This is a genomic window from Herbaspirillum hiltneri N3, assembly GCF_001267925.1.
GTDB classification, from domain to species: domain Bacteria; phylum Pseudomonadota; class Gammaproteobacteria; order Burkholderiales; family Burkholderiaceae_D; genus Herbaspirillum; species Herbaspirillum hiltneri.
Map to the genome: position 1 here is coordinate 4391770 of NZ_CP011409.1, position 15113 is coordinate 4406882.

Here is a 15113-nt window from a genome sequence, read left to right on the forward strand (position 1 = left end):
AATTAAGACAGACTTAAGGAAACAAACTGTTACACCTTGGCTGGGGAAAAGACGACCTCCGCCCGCAAGCCGGCGCCGGTGTTTTCCAGCCGCACGCGCGCGCCGTGCAGATCGGCGATCTGGCGCACGATGGCCAGGCCGAGGCCGCTGCCCGGCTGCGACGGCAGCACGTTGGCGGCGCGGTGGAAGCGGTCGAACACGCGCTCCAGATCCTGCTCGGGAATGCCGGGGCCGTGATCTTGCACGGTGACGATCAATGTATCGCCCTGCGCGCGCATCGCGACATCAACGGCAGTACCGGCCGGACTGTACTGCAGCGCGTTCGACAACAGGTTGCCGAACAGGATGCGCAAAGCGTCGGCATTGGCGTTGACGAAGCCCGCCACTTGCGCCGTCATGCCGAGGTCGATGCCCTTGTGTTCCGCCAGGGGCGCGTAATCCTGCACCACGCTGCGCAACAGCGGCGCCAGTTCCAGCGGTGCCAGTTCCTGCACGCCGGGTTCCTGGCGCGCCAGCGTCAGCAGCTGATGCACCAGATGCGTGGCGCGCTCAAGGCCGTGACGCAGATCGGCGAAAGCAGCACGGCGCTCCTCGTCGCCGGTGGCACGCTCGGCCAGTTGCGCCTGCAGGCGCAACGCCGTCAGCGGCGTGCGCAACTCATGCGCGGCGTCGGCCACGAAGGCACGTTGCGTCTGCATGGCCTGGCGCAGGCGCTCAAGCAAGTCGTTGAAAGCATGCGTCAGCGGCCGGATCTCTTGCGGCAAGCCATGATCGGCCACCGGCGCCAGCGTGTGCATGTCGCGCGACTGCACGTCGGCGGCGGCGCGCCGCACCGGCGCCAGCGCGTGGCCGACCGCGATCCATATCAGCGCACCGAGGAAGGGAAACAGCAGCAACAGCGGCATCACCGTCTTCACCGCCGCCTGCGCCGCCACCTGCTTGCGCGCGCTCTGCGGTTGCGAGACCTGCGCCACGGTATTGCCGATCTGTGCGCTGTAGACGCGCCACATGCCGCCCGGTCCGGGGACATCGGCGAAACCCAGCTCGGCCTGCTGCGGCATCACGCTGCGCGAGTGCGAGTGGTAGATCACGGTGCCGGTGCTGTCCCAGATCTGCATCATGATTTCGTCGTCGAGGCCGGGGATGTCCTGACCCGGCGCGATCGGCGCAAACGCCTGGCGCGGCAGCGACGCCGCGATCTGGCGCATCTGGTAATCGAAGATTTCGTTAGCCTCGCCGCGCGCCTGGAAATACAGCGCGACGCCGGCCAGCAGGATGCCGGCGCTCAGGCCGAGCGCCAGCCACAGCAGCAATTGTCGTCGGATGGAATTCATTTGGGCACCAGATAGCCGATCCCGCGCACGTTCTTGATGAAGTCGCTGCCGAGCTTCTTGCGCAGGGCGTGAATATGGACTTCGACCGCATTGCTGTCGACGCTATCATCCCAGCCGTAAAGCTTTTCTTCCAGCTGGGCGCGCGACAGCACCACGCCCGGACGATCCAGGAAGGCCTGCAGCAAGGTGAATTCGCGCGCCGACAGCGTTACCGGCAGCCCTTGCAGCAAGACTTCACGCGTGGCCGGATTCAGGCTGACGCCGCGCACTTCGATGAGGCTGTCGGCACGGCCCGACTGGCGGCGCAGCAAGGCGCGCATGCGTGCCGAGAGCTCTTCTAGGTCGTAAGGCTTGATCAGGTAATCGTCAGCGCCGGCGTCGAGCCCCGCGACACGGTCGGCGACGGCGTCGCGCGCGGTGGCGATCAGCACCGGCACCTTGCTGCCGGACGCGCGCAACTCCTGCAACACGTCCAGGCCGTTCTTTTGCGGCAAGCCGAGGTCGAGCAGGACCAGCGCGTAATCCTCCTGGCGCAGCGCAAGTTGCGCCGCAACGCCGTCCTGCACCCAGTCGACGGCGAAACCGTCCTGGCGCAGCCCCTTGCGCACCGCTTCACCCACCATCAGATCGTCTTCGACCAGCAGAATGCGCATGGCAGTCTCCTACAGGAAGCGCGCCAGCAAGAACACCACCGCCGAAATCAGGATGGTCGACGCAAACGGCAGCGAAAACACGCGACCGAACAGCTTGAAGCGCAAGTCGCCCGGCAGGCGGCCGATGCCGAGCTTTTCCAGCCACGGCAGCAGGCTGGAAAACACGATCACGGCGATGAAAATGACGACGACCCAACGAATCATATGAACTCTCTGGTTACAGGCGGTAGGTACGGTCATGCGCCAACAGGCGCTCTGGCCAGTCGACGTTCTTGCCCACGGCGAGCACTTTGAACAGCTCGCCCATTTCAGCGGGCGAAATCAGCTTTTGCACGGCGTTGGATTGCGGCAGGTATTGTGCGCTTTGTTCCGGCGATGTGCGCAACAGCAGCTCGCCGATGCCCGCGCTGAGCAGGAATCCCGCCTGGCTGGAATAGCCCAGCACGTCCAGGCCGCCCTCGACCGCTGCACGCGCCATGGCGGTGAAATCAACGTGCGCGGTGACGTCCTGCAAACCCGGGAGGTAGAACGGATCGGCGTGCGCGTGGTGGCGGTAGTGGCACATCAGCGTGCCCTGCACGCGTCCCGGGAAATAATATTCCGCCGCAGGGAATCCGTAGTCGATCAGCAGCACCGCAGAATTTCCCTGTTGCAACATCGTCGCCAGCGATTGCATGAACGCGGCGCCGATGGGGTGGACTTCAGTCAGGTAACCAACCGGCAGCGCGTCGCCGTCGGGGATCTGCGCGGCGAGAGCGGCATCGCCGACGCGGTCGGCGAACGTCAAGGCGCCCGCGGCATCGAGCGCCACGCCGCGCTCCAGCCAGCCCTGTTGGCCGCGCACCACCAATTGCACCGGCATCGCGTCGAGCACTTCATTGCCGATCACCACGCCGGAAAACGTCGCCGGCAGGCTGTCGAGCCATTGCACCTGCGGGAAGTCGCGCAGCTTTTCCTGTTGCCGCGCGCGCAACTGCGCCGAGATCTCGACGATGTAATAGTGTTGCGGCAATTGACCGGCTGCGCGCAGCTCGCTCAGGATATCGAAGGCCAGTTTGCCGGTGCCGGCGCCGAACTCCATGATGGCTGCGCCGGTCTGGGGAAACAATTCTGTCGCCAAATGGGCCAAAGTGGCGCCGAAAAGAGGCGAAATTTCCGGTGCGGTTGTAAAATCACCGTCTTTGCCCAATTTGGCCGCGCCGCCGCTGTAATAGCCCAGTGCGGGCGCGTACAGCACCAGCTCCATGTAGCGGGCAAACGAAATCCAGCCGCCGTTGCGCCGGATATCGCCGGCGATCAGAAGCTGGAGAGAGCGGGAAGCGGCAAGCGCGTCGGCGGAGGGTTCGGGTAGTTGCAATTGCATGATGGGGCGTATTGTATTTGAATCCGTCACGGCCTTCGCGATTGACCCATGCCGTCATTCGGCGCTCCGCCCCGGCATCCACCACGAAATGAACATCATGATTCCGTCTCGACAACAAGTTGCCCTCGTCACCGGCGCCGCCAAACGCATCGGCCGCACGATCGCGCTCGCACTGGCGCGCGACGGCTGGGACATCGCCGTGCATTACGGCAAATCGGCGGCCGAAGCGCAAACGCTGGTCGCCGAGATCGCTGCGCTGGGCCGGCGCGCCATCGCGCTGCCCTGCGAGCTGGCCGACGAAGCCGGGGTACGCGCGCTGGTGCGCCAGGCAGGCCGGCTCGGGCCGGTGGCGTGCGTGGTGAACAACGCCTCGCTGTTCCGCGAAGACCGGGCCGAGAGCTTCTCGATGGCTGCGCTGGACGCCCACATGCGCGCCAATGTCGGCGCGCCCGTGCTGCTGGCGCAGGCCCTGTACGACGCCACGCCGGAAGGCCGCCAGGCCGTGGTGATCAACCTGCTCGACCAGAAGCTGTACAATCCGAATCCCGATTTCCTGTCTTACACGCTGTCCAAGGCCGCGCTGCAAAGCGCCACCACCTTGCTGGCGCAGGCGCTGGCGCCGCGCGTGCGGGTGGTCGGCGTGGCGCCCGGCATCACCATGGTCTCGGGCGACCAGAGCGAGGCGGCGTTCCGGAAAGCCCATCGCGTGACGCCGCTGGGCAAGAGCAGTACGCCCGACGACGTCGCCGCCGCGGTCTGCTTCGTCGCCACCGCGCAGGCGATCACCGGCACCACCATCCTGGTCGACGGCGGCCAGCACCTGGTGCCGCTGCAACGCGACGTGATGTTCCTGGCCAGGTAGGCGCTCCTGGTTTTTTATCTTTTATCTCTTTTGTCTGGATTCCATGTTTTCTCTTTCCCATCCCGAACTGAACGATTGCCGCCGCCTGTTCCTGCGCAACTATGAAGTGCTGATCAACATCGGCGTGCACGAATTCGAGAAGAAGGGCGAGCAGCGTATCCTGATCAATGTCGACCTGTTCATCCCGCTGGCCATGTCGACGCCGGAACACGACCAGTTGCAGGAAGTGGTCGATTACGACTTCATCCGCAGCACCATCGCCAAGCGCATGGCGCAGGGCCACATTCATTTGCAGGAAACCTTGTGCGACGACGTCGTCAAGGCCATGCTGGCGCATCCGAAGGTGCGCGCCGTCCGCGTTTCCACCGAGAAGCCGGACGTCTATCCCGATTGCGATTCGGTCGGCGTGGAAGTCTTCCGCGTCAAAGAAGCGCTCTAATACCTCTATTTGCAGGACCCAAGATGAACGATCTGCTCGAACACGCCACACTCGCCAACAGCGCCGATGCCACGACTTCGGTCAAGCAAGCGGAAAAACTCGCCTACGAAAACAACAAGCTGCACAAGCGCCTGTGCCGCCTGACCGGCCAGGCCATCGGCGACTACAACATGATCGAGGACGGCGACAAGGTGATGGTTTGCCTGTCCGGCGGCAAGGACAGCTACGCGCTGCTCGATATCCTGCTGACGCTGCGCGAACGCGCGCCGATCCATTTCGACATCGTCGCGGTGAACCTGGACCAGAAACAGCCGAATTTCCCGGCCGATATCCTGCCCGCCTATCTGGAAAAACTGGGAGTGGCCTATCACATCGAAAACCAGGACACCTACAGCATCGTCAAACGCGTCGTCCCGGAGGGCAAAACCACCTGTGCGCTCTGTTCGCGTTTGCGGCGCGGTATTCTTTACCGCGTTGCAACAGAACTCGGCGCAACAAAAATTGCCCTAGGGCATCATCGCGACGATATCCTCGAGACTTTTTTCCTGAACATGTTCTTCGGCGGCAAACTCAAGGGCATGCCGCCCAAGCTGCAGTCCGACGACGGCAAGCAGATCGTGATCCGTCCGCTCGCGTATGTGAAGGAAGCCGACCTCACCCGCTACGCCGAGGTCAAGGAATTCCCGATCATTCCGTGCGATCTGTGCGGCAGCCAGGAAAACCTGCAACGCAAGCAGATCAAGGGCCTCATGCGCGAATGGGAAAAGAAATTCCCGGGCCGCGTCGACAATATCTTCGCGTCCTTCTCGACTGTCGCGCCCTCGCATCTGATGGACCGCAATCTGTTCGACTTCGCCAACCTCAAGGCCACCGGCGAGGCTGACGCCAACGGCGACATCGCTTTCGACGAAGATCCCTGCGCGACCGGTGCACCTGCCGGACAGAATGTGATTTCGCTACACCTCGGCGATTAACCTGCAAAGTGAATATCGGTTACGCATAACGGCGCAGTTTGGAGGACGTTATGTGTAAAAAATTATTTACAAAGGCCATATTTGCACGGATTGGATGCCAAATACCCTCCTGATCATCGCTTGAAGCCGTTGCGCCCCATGATTTAATTTGACCGTCATCTGCGTAATTTCCGGTACTCCCGGGCAATACGCAGAAGAACCACAATATCAATCAAATCAAGAAAGTCGCGACAGCCGCAGGGGGCCTCAGAAAGGAAGTTGGTGATCAACCCTTCCGCCACCGTGATGGAACCACCATCCGCACCTCTGCCCATGCCGACCACTGCTTATTTCGTGCATGAGGAAGTTTGATGGCAGCACAATTCTGGCGCGACAAGCGCGTATTCATCACCGGCCATACCGGCTTCAAGGGTAGCTGGCTGACCTTGTGGTTGCACCGTTGGGGCGCCGAGGTCTACGGCTATTCGTTGCCGGCGCCGACCAATCCGAGCCTGTTCCATCTGGCGCGTCTCCAGAATTGCGTCCAGACCACCACCGGCGACGTGCGCGACCTCAAACACCTGAGCGACACCATGGCGGCGGTACAGCCGGATGTGGTGTTCCACCTGGCGGCGCAGCCGCTGGTGCGGGACTCCTACAACACGCCGATCGATACCTTCGCCATCAACGTGATGGGCACCGCGCACGTGCTGGAAGCCGTTCGCCATACGCCGAACGTGCGCTCGGTGATCGTGGTGACCAGCGACAAATGCTATGAAAACCGCGAATGGCTGTGGGGCTACCGCGAAGACGACCCGATGGGCGGCCACGATCCGTACAGCAGCAGCAAGGGTGCTGCAGAACTGGTGACCTCGGCGTATCGCCGTTCGTACTTCCAGCAAGGCGGCGATACCAAGGCTGCGATCGCCACCGTACGCGCCGGCAACGTCATCGGCGGCGGCGACTTCGCCAACGACCGACTGATTCCGGATTTCATCCGCGCACTGGAAAAAGAAGAAGCCGTCAGCATCCGTAACCCGCACGCGATCCGCCCCTGGCAATTCGTGCTGGAGCCCTTGTCGGGCTACCTGCAAGTGGCGCAAAAACTGTATGAATCAGGCCAGCAATTCGCCGAAGGCTGGAACTTCGGTCCGGCCGACACCGACCTGCAAACGGTCAGCCAGCTATGCGCGACCTTCAACCATTCGCTGCAAAAGAACGAAGTGCAGCCGGTAGAAGTTCGCCTGGAGAGCCAGGCCGGTGCGCCGCACGAAGCCGCGTTCCTGCGCCTCGACATTTCCAAGGCGCGCCAGCGGCTGGACTGGATCCCGAAGATGGAACTGTATACCGCGCTGGAATTGACCGCGCAGTGGTATGGAGGCTATATCAACAATGAAGACTTGCGCGCGCTGAGCGAAAGCCAGATTGAGTTCTACCAGAATCTGACATAATTCCCGGCTATATCAATCGAGGTCGGAATTCAGATGAACATTCTCGTTACAGGCGGTGCAGGTTATATCGGTTCTCACACGTGCGTGGAACTGCTCAAGGCCGGGCATCAGGTCGTTGTTTTCGACAACTTCTGCAACAGCTTTCCCGAAGCGCCACGCCGTGTCGAAAAAATTACCGGTAAAACGCTGACACTGGTGAAGGGCGACATTCGCGACCGCGCAGCGATCGAGCAGGCATTGCGCGAACACGCATGCGACGCCGTCATTCACTTTGCAGGTTTGAAAGCCGTCGGCGAATCGGTCGTCAAGCCGCTGGAGTACTACGACAACAATGTCGTCGGCACTGTCCGTCTGCTGGAAGCGATGCAGGCGGCAAATGTCAAAACCCTGGTGTTCAGCTCTTCGGCCACGGTCTACGGCAATCCGCAATACCTTCCGCTGACCGAATCGCATCCGCTTTCAGCCAGCAATCCCTATGGTCGCAGCAAGATCGTGATCGAGGACATGCTTCGCGATTTTCATATCGCGCATCCCGACTGGTGCATTGCCTTGTTACGCTACTTCAATCCGGTCGGCGCACACGAAAGCGGTCTGATCGGCGAGGACCCCCAAGGCATTCCCAACAACCTGATGCCGTTCGTCGCCCAGGTCGCCATTGGGAAACGCGACAAACTGAATATCTGGGGCGGCGACTATGACACGCCGGACGGCACCGGGGTACGCGACTTCATCCATGTCGTCGATCTGGCCGTCGGCCATCTCAACGCGCTGGAGTACCTTAAGAAGCCGCAATGCTTTGCCGTCAATCTCGGCACGGGCATCGGTTACAGCGTCCTGGACGTCGTCAAGGCTTTCGAAAAGGCCTGCGGCAAAACGCTCCCGTTTGAAATCGCAGCCCGCAGGCCCGGTGATATTGCGGCGTGTTATGCCGACACGGCGCTGGCCAAATCCACTCTCGGCTGGGAAGCAACCCGCTCGCTGGAAACCATGTGCGCCGACAGCTGGCGCTGGCAACAGGGAAACCCGAACGGCTTTCGCATCTAACTGCAGCACAACTGGAAACTGGAACAGATCATGATTTTCGTGACCGGCGGCGCCGGCTTCATCGGCAGCAATTTCATCCTCGACTATCTCGCGCGCAGCGATGAGCACGTGCTCAACATCGACAAACTGACCTATGCCGGCAATCCGTACAACCTGAGCAGCCTCGACGGCGACGCACGCTATCACTTCGTGCAGGCCGACATCGCCGACCGCGCGACGATCGACGCCTTGTTCGAACAGCACCAGCCGCGCGCGATCCTGCATTTTGCCGCGGAAAGCCACGTCGACCGCTCCATTCACAGCCCCGGCGAGTTCATCCAGACCAACGTCAACGGCACGTTCACCTTGCTGGAAGCGACGCGGGTTTACTGGTCCGGACTCCCTGCCGGCGCCAAGGAAGAATTCCGCTTCCTGCACGTTTCGACCGATGAAGTGTACGGCACGCTGGGACCCGGCGACGCGCCCTTCAGCGAGACTACGCCGTATGCGCCCAACAGCCCCTACTCGGCGTCCAAGGCCGCCTCCGACCATCTGGTGCGGGCCTACCATCACACCTATGGCCTGCCGACGCTGACCACCAATTGCTCCAACAATTACGGTCCCTATCATTTCCCCGAGAAGCTGATTCCGCTGGTGATCCTCAACGCGCTCGACGGCAAGCTGCTGCCGATCTATGGCGACGGCCAGCAGGTCCGCGACTGGCTGTTCGTCAGCGACCATTGCACCGCGATCCGCGAAGTGCTGGCGCGCGGCATCCCAGGCGAAACCTACAACGTCGGCGGCTGGAACGAAAAAACGAATCTCGACGTGGTGCAGACGCTGTGCGACATCCTCGACGAACTCCAACCCAAGGCCGCCGGCAGCTACCGCGACCAGATCACTTTCGTGCAAGACCGCCCCGGCCACGACCGCCGCTACGCCATCGACGCCCGCAAGCTGGAGCGCGAACTGAGCTGGAAACCCGGCGAGACCTTTGAAACCGGCATCGCCAAAACCGTGCGCTGGTATCTCGACAATCCGCAATGGGTCGCCAACGTGCGCTCGGGCGGCTATCTGAAATGGCTGGAACTCCAATACGGCGGCAAGGAAAAATCATGACGACAGCAGCACGCATCCTGCCCGAACGCAAAGGCATCATCCTTGCCGGCGGCTCGGGTACGCGCCTGTATCCGGCGACCACGGTGATCTCCAAGCAGCTGATGCCGATCTACGACAAGCCGATGGTGTACTACCCGCTGACCAGCCTGATGCTGGCGGGCATCCGCGATATCCTGATCATTTCCACACCGCAGGACACGCCCCGCTTTACCGAACTGCTGGGCGACGGCCACCAATGGGGCCTGAACCTGAGCTACGCGGTGCAACCCTCACCGGACGGTCTCGCACAGGCGTTCATCATCGGCCGCCGCTTCATCGATGGCGCACCGTCGGCGCTGATCCTCGGCGACAATATTTTCTACGGCCGCGAGTTCGAAACGCAATTGCGCGCGGCTTCTGCGGCGCCCGATGGGGCCACGATTTTCGCCTATCATGTCAACGATCCGGAACGCTACGGCGTAGTTGAATTCGACCAGAGCCGCCGCGCGGTCAGCATCGTCGAAAAACCGCAGCAGCCGAAATCGAACTACGCCGTCACCGGTCTGTACTTCTATGACAACCAGGTCTGCGATATCGCCGACAGCATCAAGCCGTCGGCGCGCGGCGAACTCGAAATCACCGACGTCAACAGCACCTACCTGAGCCGCAACCAGTTGCAGGTGGAACTGATGGGACGCGGCATCGCCTGGCTCGATACCGGCACCCATGAGTCGCTGCTGGAAGCGGGACAGTTCATTGCCACCATCGAGAAACGCCAGGGCCTGAAAGTCGCCTGTCCCGAAGAAATCGCCTATCGGCGCGGGTACATCGATGCTGCGCAACTTGAGCAGCTGGCCGCACCACTAAAGAAAAACGCGTACGGCCAATACCTCTTGCGCCTGCTGACCGACCTGAGCTATTGAGAATTGCTTATCATGCAAATCATTCCCGCCGCCATTCCTGACATCCTGATCATTGAACCAAAGGTATTTGGCGACGATCGCGGCTTCTTCTACGAGAGCTTCAACGCGCGACGGTTTCAAGAGCTGACAGGCATTGCCGCCGAGTTCGTACAGGACAACCATTCCCGCTCCGCCCGTAACGTGTTGCGCGGCCTGCACTACCAGATCCGCCATGCACAAGGCAAACTCGTGCGCGTAACGGCTGGCGAAGTGCTGGACGTCGCCGTCGACATCCGCAGGGCGTCACCCACATTCGGCCGCTGGGTCGCCACGGTGCTATCGGCCGAGAATAAACGCCAGCTTTGGGTCCCGCCCGGCTTTGCCCACGGCTTCGTGGTGCGCAGCGACTACGCTGAGTTCCTTTACAAGACCACTGACTATTGGATGCCGGAGCATGAGCGCAGCATCCTCTGGAATGACCCCGCCATCGGCATCGACTGGCAAATCGCAGGTGAGCCCGTGCTGTCGGCCAAGGATGTGCAAGGCAAGCTGTTGGCCGACGCCGAGGTGTTCGCATGAAGATCTTGTTGACCGGCGAAAGCGGCCAGATCGGCAACGAGCTGGCGCTGAGCCTGCGAGGCAAGGCGGAAATCATTTCGCTCTCGCGCGCCCGGATGAACCTGGCCGACCTGGATCAGGTGCGCGATGCGATCCGCGCCGCCCGCCCCGACCTGATCATCAACCCGGCCGCCTATACCGCCGTGGTCAAGGCTGAAAGCGAGCCCGAGCTGGCCACGCGCATCAACGGCGAAGCGCCCGGCATCATCGCCGAAGAGGCGCAACGGCTCGGCGCCCCGCTAGTGCATTACTCGACCGACTACGTCTTCGATGGCACGAAAGATACACCCTACGACGAGGATGACAAGACCCATCCGATCAACGTCTACGGCCAGAGCAAATGCGCCGGCGAAGAAGCCATCGCGCGCAATTGCGAGGCCTACTGGATCTTGCGCACCAGCTGGGTCTACAGCGTCGGCGGCGGCAACTTCCTCAAAACCGTGATCCGTCTTGCGCAGGAACAGGAGAAATTCACCATCGTCGGCGATCAGTTCGGTGCGCCGACCTGGTCCAAGACCATCAGCGACGTGACCGTCCGCCTGGTGCTCAATGGCGGCGCAGAGATTTCTCGCGATCGCGTGCGCGACACCAGCGGCATCTATCATCTGACCGCCGCCGGCGAAACCTCATGGCACGGCTACGCCTCGTTCATCGTCGATCAGTTGCAGGCGTTGAACGTACCGGTCAAGGTCGGCGGCAGCGCCGTCATTACACCGGTGCCGTCCAGCACTTATCCGGTGCCGCCGCATCGTCCCAAGAGCTCGCGTCTGTCTGGTGCAAAGCTGACGTCTGCTTTCGGCGTGACGATGCCATCATGGCAGACTGACGTCGCCGCGTGCCTGAAGGATATCGTGCGTGAATACGGCCTGGCCGAGGGACGCAAGCTGGCGTGAGAATGCAGGAATTTTCTTCTGGTGCGATCGCACCGGAAGAAAAGAAGTGCCTCAGTTGCTCGGCACGTACAGCGTCTGGTCGCCGCGGGTGATCAGGTTCAACTGGCCCATGTATTGTTCGAAATTGTCACCGCCGCAAATCGAGCGCAAGTAGCGCAGCAGCAGGTAGCTGCCGAGCCGCTCGGCACAGAATGCCCAGGCGCGCGACTGATAACCTTCGCGTTTGACGTCATAGCGTTGTACGCAAGTCCACGCCACCGCCTCGATGTCGGCGATGCTCTTGAGCCAGAAGCCGGCCGGGAACACGCCCAGCTCGACGCCGCCCATGAAGAACACCTGCTCGTCGAAAAACAATTCCACTTCGTTGCTGTGCAAAACACCCAGTTCCACTGCCGCCGCGGCAAAGCGCAGCAGGTCTTCGACGTGATGCGCACGCGCGTAATGCTTTAGGTAGCCGGCGCTTTGGCCATCAGCGAGGAATCCGCAGGTCTTGCCCACCAGCAGATCGCCGGCGCCAGGGTCGAGCATGCTGTCGAAGGTCTGTCGTTCCAGCTCCTTGTCCGACACCACATCCATCATCCAGTTGTCTTCCGCCGGCACACCGCTGATACGCTCGCGCGAAATGAATTTGCGGTACATGCACACCCCGATGCGCTTGACATTGGGGTGATGCTCGAGGATGTAGTTGCGCAGCGCGAAGTTGCCGACCATGCCGCCGACGATAGGATGGTAAGGCACCCATTTCGGCGCCAGCTCGCGCAGGTTCATGCGGCCCGGCGCCTGCGATTCGCCGAGGTAGATCGGCGTGACGAAATCAGGGAAACGGATCGGCAGTTCGACGTGGGTGATGCAGCCGTAGACCAGTTCGGCGTCCCGTGCCGGGACGGCGGCATGGGACGGGGCCGGAGCCGGCGTTTGCGCCGGCGTCGGCATTGTTCCAGCGTATTGCAGGATGCTGTTCCGGAGTTCCAGGAAGCTGTCGATCAACGCGATGTCGCCGGTGGCGAGATAGTCGCGTTTCATCGCGTCGAGCCGCGGCAGCTTGTCGCGGTAAGCCAGCGAAGCAAGATCGGACAGCGGCCGCGCCGCGTGGTCGAACACCGCGACGCGCAACTGCCGGTCCAGCGCCAGCACCAGCGAGGCCACGCGTTCGGTCAGCCGGACTTTCATCGCGACAGGCGGCGTATCGTCCGTCATGGCATTGAGCCCGACGCCGAGCGGACCGTCGCCGGACTCGGCCAGTGCAAAGACTTGTTCGCACAGGTCGAACCAGGTTTTCCAGAACACCGGTTTGGCCAGCACATTGCCGGTATGCGCGGTGGCGTGGGAGTCGGTGACGAACTCGCGCAGATCGAGCGACAGACCAACGGCGTACAGGTAATCCTGCGCCAGCTGGCGGAAGCCGGGATGACGGAACTCGGCTTCTTCGAACACGTTCAGGAAGCATGTCGCATCGCGCTGATTCGGCACGAACAGATAGGCGTCGTTGCCGGGATGGCGCTCGACGAACTGCACCACGTCGGCGGCGCCGATGCCGCTCTGCTGGGCAAACCCGGCTGGAAAGAATCCGTACAGCGCCTCTTCATCGACCGCCTCATTCATGAAGTAAGCGCGGATCGCCGCATAGTCGCCCCAGTCCTTTCGGTCGCCTTCCTGCAAGGGCAGGAAGCCGGCTTCGGGACTACGGGATATCTGATAGAGATGGATGTTCATGACGCGTGCCGTATTGTGTTTTCAGGTGCTTACCAGACTTGCAGTTCCGGCACGGCGATCACGAACTGTCCGCCCCAGCTGCGAATCTCGGCCAGCTGCGCCTCGACTTCGGATCTGAGGTTCCACGGCAGGATCAGCACGTAATCCGGACGCGCCGCCAGCAGCGCAGCCGGCGTTACGATGGGCACGTGGCTTCCCGGCATGTACTTGTCCTGCTTGGAACCGGCGGCGTCGGCCACCAGCGGCAACAGGTCGGCATGCACGCCGGAATAGTTCAGCAAGGTATTGCCCTTGGCGGCGGCGCCGTAGGCCAGCACCTTCTTGCCGGCGCGTTTCTGTTCCAGCAGGAATTGCAGCAGTGCCAGCTTGATGGCTTCGGCCCGGGCCTGGAATCCATGATAGGTTCCGATGGCTTCCAGTCCGAATTCCTTCTCCTGGCGCTGCACGCGTTCCAGCGCCGCGCCGGGTTGATGCGCCGCGTTCAGGTGGCAGGCATACACGCGCAGGCTGCCGCCGTGCGTCGGGATCTGGTCCACGTCATACACGCGCAGACCCAGCGTGCGCATCATGCGGTCGACGCTGCCCAGCGCCAGGTAGGAAAAATGCTCGTGATAAATCGTGTCGAACTGGCTCTGCTCAATGAGGTTCAGCAGATGCGGAAACTCGATCGTGATGGTGCCTTCGTCCTTCAGCAATACCGCCATGCCGCCGAGGAAATCGTTGATGTCCGGGACATGCGCCAGCACGTTGTTGGCGGCGATCAGATCGGCCTTGCCCTCGCGCGCGACGATGTCCTGCGCCAGCTTGACGCCGAAGAATTCCTCCACGATCGGAATCCCCTTGGCGCGCGCCGCATCGGCGGTGCTGGTGGTGGGCTCGACACCTAGGCAGGGAATGCCGCGCTGCTGCACATACTGCAACAGATAACCGTCGTTGGCGGCCAGTTCCACCACCTTGGAATCCTTGCCGAGTCCGAGACGGCCCACGATCATGTCGACGTAGTCGGCGGCATGCCGGAGCCAGGTCGTCGAAGTCGACGAAAAATACGCATAGTCGGATTCAAACAGCTGGTCGTAATGCGCGTAGTCCTGCGTCTGCACCAGCCAGCACGAGCGGCACACCATCACGCGCAGCGGATAATGCGTCTCCGGGCGCAGCAAGTCTTCCTGGCGCAGGTAGGCGTTGGACGGCGGCGAAAAACCGAGGTCGATGAAGGTATCGTGCAGTTCGGTCTGGCAGTGACGGCATTTCATAAAGTTATCCCGGAAAAATCGGCGCTCAGCAATGGATGCTGCAGATCGCGTTCGGACAGGTTTTGCGGCGGCAACGGCCAGGCGATGGCGATGCGCGGATCATCGAAGCGCAGCGCGCCTTCGGCGGCAGGCGTATAGGGAGCGGTATGCAGGTAAAGCATCTGCACCTCATCGGTCAGCGCCTGGAAACCGTGGGCGCAGCCCTCCGGAATCAGCAGGGCGCGGTCGTCTCCCGCTTCGAGTTCAAACCCTCGCCAGGCCAGGAAAGTCGGCGAGCCGCGGCGCAGGTCAACGACCACGTCGAATATCTTGCCGGTCAGACAGCGGATGATTTTCTTCTCGGCATGCGGCGCGTGCTGGAAATGCATGCCGCGCACGCTGCCGCGCTGTACCGTATGGGAATGGTTGATCTGGCGGATGACGGCGCCTTGCAGCGCGTCGGCCAGATCGGCATCGCAGAACCAGCGGGCAAAACCGCCACGCTCGTCGCGGCGGCGATCGGTTTCGACCACCAGCACGCCGGCGATATCAGAGGCAATCGTCTTCATGCGAACGGAC

16 protein-coding genes are annotated in these 15113 nt (G+C 61.9%); 9 read left to right on the forward strand and 7 right to left on the reverse strand.

The genetic code is table 11. The annotated features are described in order from the left end of the window. Positions 1-29 precede the first annotated feature (29 nt). The 4 genes from F506_RS19905 to F506_RS19920 are packed head-to-tail and all read right to left on the reverse strand — an operon-like array spanning position 30 to position 3350. Complete coding sequence (locus F506_RS19905; protein ID WP_053200308.1) at positions 30-1334, reverse strand: sensor histidine kinase; 1305 nt, start codon at positions 1332-1334, stop codon at positions 30-32. Further along, positions 1331-1987 carry a response regulator gene (locus tag F506_RS19910; RefSeq protein WP_053200310.1) on the reverse strand — a complete coding sequence of 219 codons (657 nt, stop codon included), beginning with the start codon at positions 1985-1987 and terminating at the stop codon, positions 1331-1333. Before F506_RS19910 ends, F506_RS19905 begins: the two co-directional genes overlap by 4 nt. A 9-nt stretch (positions 1988-1996) precedes the next feature. Continuing rightward, positions 1997-2191 (reverse strand): DUF2905 domain-containing protein, encoded by a 195-nt coding sequence (locus F506_RS19915; protein WP_053200312.1) that lies wholly within the window; start codon positions 2189-2191, stop codon positions 1997-1999. Between the two features lie 13 nt (positions 2192-2204). Then, positions 2205-3350, reverse strand: coding sequence for a class I SAM-dependent methyltransferase (locus tag F506_RS19920; protein ID WP_053200314.1), 1146 nt, complete (start codon positions 3348-3350; stop codon positions 2205-2207). A gap of 88 nt (positions 3351-3438) precedes the next feature. Here F506_RS19920 and F506_RS19925 point away from each other — a divergent pair, with 88 nt between their 5' ends. The 9 genes from F506_RS19925 to rfbD all read left to right on the forward strand — a co-directional run bounded on the left by F506_RS19925 (position 3439) and on the right by rfbD (position 11589). Further along, a complete protein-coding gene (locus F506_RS19925) occupies positions 3439-4212 on the forward strand; it encodes an SDR family oxidoreductase (protein ID WP_083458333.1) in 774 nt (257 codons plus the stop codon). 43 nt (positions 4213-4255) lie between these two features. Continuing rightward, on the forward strand, positions 4256-4651 hold the full coding sequence (locus F506_RS19930; protein ID WP_016835279.1) for a dihydroneopterin aldolase: 396 nt from the start codon (positions 4256-4258) through the stop codon (positions 4649-4651). A gap of 23 nt (positions 4652-4674) precedes the next feature. Then, the gene (ttcA, locus tag F506_RS19935; protein WP_053200316.1) at positions 4675-5625 is read left to right on the forward strand and encodes a tRNA 2-thiocytidine(32) synthetase TtcA; all 951 of its coding nucleotides are present in this window, start codon (positions 4675-4677) and stop codon (positions 5623-5625) included. A 350-nt stretch (positions 5626-5975) separates the two neighbouring features. Next, positions 5976-7055 carry a CDP-glucose 4,6-dehydratase gene (rfbG, locus tag F506_RS19940; RefSeq protein ID WP_053200319.1) on the forward strand — a complete coding sequence of 360 codons (1080 nt, stop codon included), beginning with the start codon at positions 5976-5978 and terminating at the stop codon, positions 7053-7055. A 33-nt stretch (positions 7056-7088) separates the two neighbouring features. Beyond that, positions 7089-8099 carry a UDP-glucose 4-epimerase GalE gene (gene galE / locus F506_RS19945; RefSeq protein ID WP_053200320.1) on the forward strand — a complete coding sequence of 337 codons (1011 nt, stop codon included), beginning with the start codon at positions 7089-7091 and terminating at the stop codon, positions 8097-8099. A 30-nt stretch (positions 8100-8129) separates the two neighbouring features. Continuing rightward, a complete protein-coding gene (gene rfbB / locus F506_RS19950) occupies positions 8130-9197 on the forward strand; it encodes a dTDP-glucose 4,6-dehydratase (protein WP_053200322.1) in 1068 nt (355 codons plus the stop codon). Next, positions 9194-10099, forward strand: a complete 906-nt coding sequence (gene rfbA, locus F506_RS19955) for a glucose-1-phosphate thymidylyltransferase RfbA (protein WP_053200324.1) — start codon at positions 9194-9196, stop codon at positions 10097-10099. The genes rfbB and rfbA overlap by 4 nt, the downstream gene beginning before the upstream one ends. A 12-nt stretch (positions 10100-10111) precedes the next feature. After that, positions 10112-10657 carry a dTDP-4-dehydrorhamnose 3,5-epimerase gene (rfbC, locus tag F506_RS19960; protein ID WP_053200326.1) on the forward strand — a complete coding sequence of 182 codons (546 nt, stop codon included), beginning with the start codon at positions 10112-10114 and terminating at the stop codon, positions 10655-10657. Then, complete coding sequence (gene rfbD, locus F506_RS19965; RefSeq protein WP_053200328.1) at positions 10654-11589, forward strand: dTDP-4-dehydrorhamnose reductase; 936 nt, start codon at positions 10654-10656, stop codon at positions 11587-11589. Before rfbC ends, rfbD begins: the two co-directional genes overlap by 4 nt. Positions 11590-11640: 51 nt before the next feature. Here rfbD and F506_RS19970 read toward each other — a convergent pair whose 3' ends face one another. The 3 genes from F506_RS19970 to F506_RS19980 are packed head-to-tail and all read right to left on the reverse strand — an operon-like array spanning position 11641 to position 15103. After that, a complete protein-coding gene (locus F506_RS19970) occupies positions 11641-13302 on the reverse strand; it encodes a hypothetical protein (RefSeq protein ID WP_053200330.1) in 1662 nt (553 codons plus the stop codon). Between the two features lie 29 nt (positions 13303-13331). Continuing rightward, complete coding sequence (locus F506_RS19975) at positions 13332-14555, reverse strand: class I SAM-dependent methyltransferase (RefSeq protein WP_053200332.1); 1224 nt, start codon at positions 14553-14555, stop codon at positions 13332-13334. Next, on the reverse strand, positions 14552-15103 hold the full coding sequence (locus F506_RS19980) for a dTDP-4-dehydrorhamnose 3,5-epimerase family protein (protein WP_053200335.1): 552 nt from the start codon (positions 15101-15103) through the stop codon (positions 14552-14554). The genes F506_RS19975 and F506_RS19980 overlap by 4 nt, the downstream gene beginning before the upstream one ends. Positions 15104-15113: the final 10 nt, after the last annotated feature.

Coding starts and splice junctions, on each gene's coding strand:
- F506_RS19905 (WP_053200308.1), bottom strand. CDS start 1,334: ATGAATTCCATCCGACGACAATTGCTGCTGTGGCTGGCGCTCGGCCTG.
- F506_RS19910 (WP_053200310.1), bottom strand. CDS start 1,987: ATGCGCATTCTGCTGGTCGAAGACGATCTGATGGTGGGTGAAGCGGTG.
- F506_RS19915 (WP_053200312.1), bottom strand. CDS start 2,191: ATGATTCGTTGGGTCGTCGTCATTTTCATCGCCGTGATCGTGTTTTCC.
- F506_RS19920 (WP_053200314.1), bottom strand. CDS start 3,350: ATGCAATTGCAACTACCCGAACCCTCCGCCGACGCGCTTGCCGCTTCC.
- F506_RS19925 (WP_083458333.1), top strand. CDS start 3,439: ATGAACATCATGATTCCGTCTCGACAACAAGTTGCCCTCGTCACCGGC.
- F506_RS19930 (WP_016835279.1), top strand. CDS start 4,256: ATGTTTTCTCTTTCCCATCCCGAACTGAACGATTGCCGCCGCCTGTTC.
- ttcA (WP_053200316.1), top strand. CDS start 4,675: ATGAACGATCTGCTCGAACACGCCACACTCGCCAACAGCGCCGATGCC.
- rfbG (WP_053200319.1), top strand. CDS start 5,976: ATGGCAGCACAATTCTGGCGCGACAAGCGCGTATTCATCACCGGCCAT.
- galE (WP_053200320.1), top strand. CDS start 7,089: ATGAACATTCTCGTTACAGGCGGTGCAGGTTATATCGGTTCTCACACG.
- rfbB (WP_053200322.1), top strand. CDS start 8,130: ATGATTTTCGTGACCGGCGGCGCCGGCTTCATCGGCAGCAATTTCATC.
- rfbA (WP_053200324.1), top strand. CDS start 9,194: ATGACGACAGCAGCACGCATCCTGCCCGAACGCAAAGGCATCATCCTT.
- rfbC (WP_053200326.1), top strand. CDS start 10,112: ATGCAAATCATTCCCGCCGCCATTCCTGACATCCTGATCATTGAACCA.
- rfbD (WP_053200328.1), top strand. CDS start 10,654: ATGAAGATCTTGTTGACCGGCGAAAGCGGCCAGATCGGCAACGAGCTG.
- F506_RS19970 (WP_053200330.1), bottom strand. CDS start 13,302: ATGAACATCCATCTCTATCAGATATCCCGTAGTCCCGAAGCCGGCTTC.
- F506_RS19975 (WP_053200332.1), bottom strand. CDS start 14,555: ATGAAATGCCGTCACTGCCAGACCGAACTGCACGATACCTTCATCGAC.
- F506_RS19980 (WP_053200335.1), bottom strand. CDS start 15,103: ATGAAGACGATTGCCTCTGATATCGCCGGCGTGCTGGTGGTCGAAACC.